1 protein-coding gene is annotated in these 2,505 nt (G+C 58.0%); it reads left to right on the forward strand.

The genetic code is table 11. The features are described 5' to 3' along the window. The first annotated feature begins 302 nt into the window (after positions 1 to 302). Entirely contained in the window at positions 303 to 1,949 is a 1,647-nt protein-coding gene (locus ACIQ47_RS16270) for an ATP-binding protein (RefSeq protein WP_396439073.1), read from the forward strand. The last annotated feature ends 556 nt before the right edge of the window (positions 1,950 to 2,505 follow it).

Consider the following 2,505-nt stretch of genomic DNA (forward strand, 5'->3'; position numbering starts at 1 on the left):
CTATTCGCGGCTGCAGTTTGAATACCTGCAAGACGCGCAGAGGTCACAAATCAAGCAAGCCCTGTTGCGTTACTGCGAGCTGGACACCCTGGCGATGGTCATGGTGGTGCAGGGGTGGCAGCGGGAGGTTGGGCAATGAAGGCTAGGCGGATGTTCATCTCGCGTTGACATGGGGGTGGGTGGCAGCGATGATTTTTGGCAAAGAATGCGACAAGATGGATTTGAATCCGCCAAACTTCATTCATGGAGCCAACCCCTATGAGTGGCTCAACGTATCAGCTCCACAATAAAAGAGTCAAAAAATGATCCCCACATTCGAATCCCTCACCGTTGAATTCAAAAGCGACCGCAAGCGTCTGTCGGATTCCGAGTTGGTCGAGGCTTTGGTGTGCCTGGCCAACACCGAGGGCGGCGAGCTGTGGCTGGGGGTGGAGGACGATGGACAAGCCACGGGCCTGCATGCCGACCACATGGCGCTGACGGGTTTGGCGGGCATGGTGGCTGCGCGCACTTCGCCCGCTTTGCAAGTGGCGGTAGAGGCGCTGCAAGTGAACGGTGTGCCTGTTGCAAAAATCACCGTACCCAAAGCGCAGGGCGAGGTGGCCACGCAGGCAGGCGTGTATGTGCGCCGCCGCATCAAGCACGACGGCACGCCCGAATGCGTGCCCATGCTGCCGCACGAGCGCATCAGCCGGGCCAGCAGTTTTGGCCTGGTGGATGTGTCGGCTCAGTCGGTGGCGGGCTGTACCCTGGCTGACTTTGACCCATTGGAGCGCGAGCGCCTGCGCCAAGCGGTGCAGCAATACGGTGGCGACCGTGTGTTGCTGGAGCTGGACGACGAGGCCATGGATGGCGCACTGGGCTTCACACTGCGCCAAAGCGATGGCACAAGGGTGCCCACGTTGACAGGTTTGTTGTTGATTGGCCGCGAGTCGGTGTTGCAGCAGCGTGTGGCCACGCACGAGCTGGCGTTTCAGGTGCTGGCTCAGCAGGCGGTGCGGTTTAATGAGTTTCGGCGCTTTCCTTTGCTCAAGGCGCTGGATTGGCTGGAGACCAATTTCCGCCCCTACAACCCCGAGCAAGAGTTGCAGGTGGGTTTGTTCCGTGTGCCGGTGCCGCTGGTGGACATGGCCGCGTTTCGGGAGGCTGTTGCCAATGCCTTGATTCACCGCGACTACCACCGCATGGGAGCAGTGCATGTGCGGTTGGAGGACGAGGCATTGGTGATCAGCAACCCCGGCGGCCTGGTGGATGGCGTGACGCTGGCCAACCTGCTGGTGACGGAGCCGCGCCCACGCAATCGCGCACTGGCCGATGCGATGAAGCGCATCGGTGTGGTGGAGCGTTCGGGTCGAGGGGTGGACACCATTTACCGAGGCATGCTGAAGTTTGGTCGCCCAGCGCCAGATTACGGCCGAACCGATTCCCACAACGTGGTGCTGAGCTTGCCGACGGTGCCCGCCGATGTGGCATTCCGTCGCATGGTGGTTGATGCCGAACGGAACCGCAATGCCGAGTTGCCCATCGATTCCTTGATTGTTCTGGCGGCATTGCGCGAGTTCAAGCGCTTGTCGGCCGACGCGCTGGCCAAACACATTCAGCGCGACGCGGCCAGCGCCAAGCGCACGCTGGAGGCACTGACCGAGGCCGGTTTGGTGGAGGCCCACGGCAACACCCGTGGCCGCAGTTACACCTTGTCGGCGGCGGTGTATTCGGTGGTGAGCGACAAGGCTGCCTACACACGGCAGGTGGGTTTTGGCCCGATTCAACACGAGCAGATGCTGCTGAGCTACATCCGTCAGCATGGGCAGATCAAGCGGGCGGAGGTGATGGCGCTGTGTCGGCTCACGGAAGGGCAAGCCAAGCATTTGCTGAAAAGAATGTCTGATGCAAAGCAGATCGTGATGCGCAGGCATGGCAATTTGTCGGCTTATGTCGAATCGCAGTGACTCATATGTCGCCCGCTTCGGATGATCTTCGGATGATCTTCGGATGATTTGAATTTTATAAGTCATTGATTTCTATTGTTTTTTTTCTAAATTCCACGTTGATCAGGTTCTTGCGGATCAAAATAAACGGGGTTTTTTCCGGACATATGACACCTCTCAAACGCGCTCTCATCGAAAAAGCGGGTCACGACCACGGCGTTGAAAATGATCTGCCCGCAGCCATTGGCATTGTGAGCTTGGGTTCGGCCCGGCACCAAACGTGTGGGACGGTGTCGCTGCAGCCACAGCTACTATGAATTTGACGCCCTGGTGATGGTGGTGCAGGGGGGGCAGCAGGAGGTTGGGCAATAAGCCCCCATTTTGCTAAATGACTTGGATGCAGCATAATTGGTTTCTTTTTCGTTTTTTTCGTTTTTAAAGTGTTCTTCAATCATGAGGAGTCTCGCTATGGACACCCGATTGCAGGCTGAAAAGCCAGCCAAACCTGTCAAGCCTGTGACTTTGTCGCACTCCAAAAAAACGCGTTTGGCGGGTGATGCGAGCATGTCGTTTCAAG

The sequence above is a fragment of the Limnohabitans sp. genome (genome assembly GCF_044373035.1).
In the GTDB taxonomy this organism is placed as follows: Bacteria; Pseudomonadota; Gammaproteobacteria; order Burkholderiales; family Burkholderiaceae_C; genus Limnohabitans_A.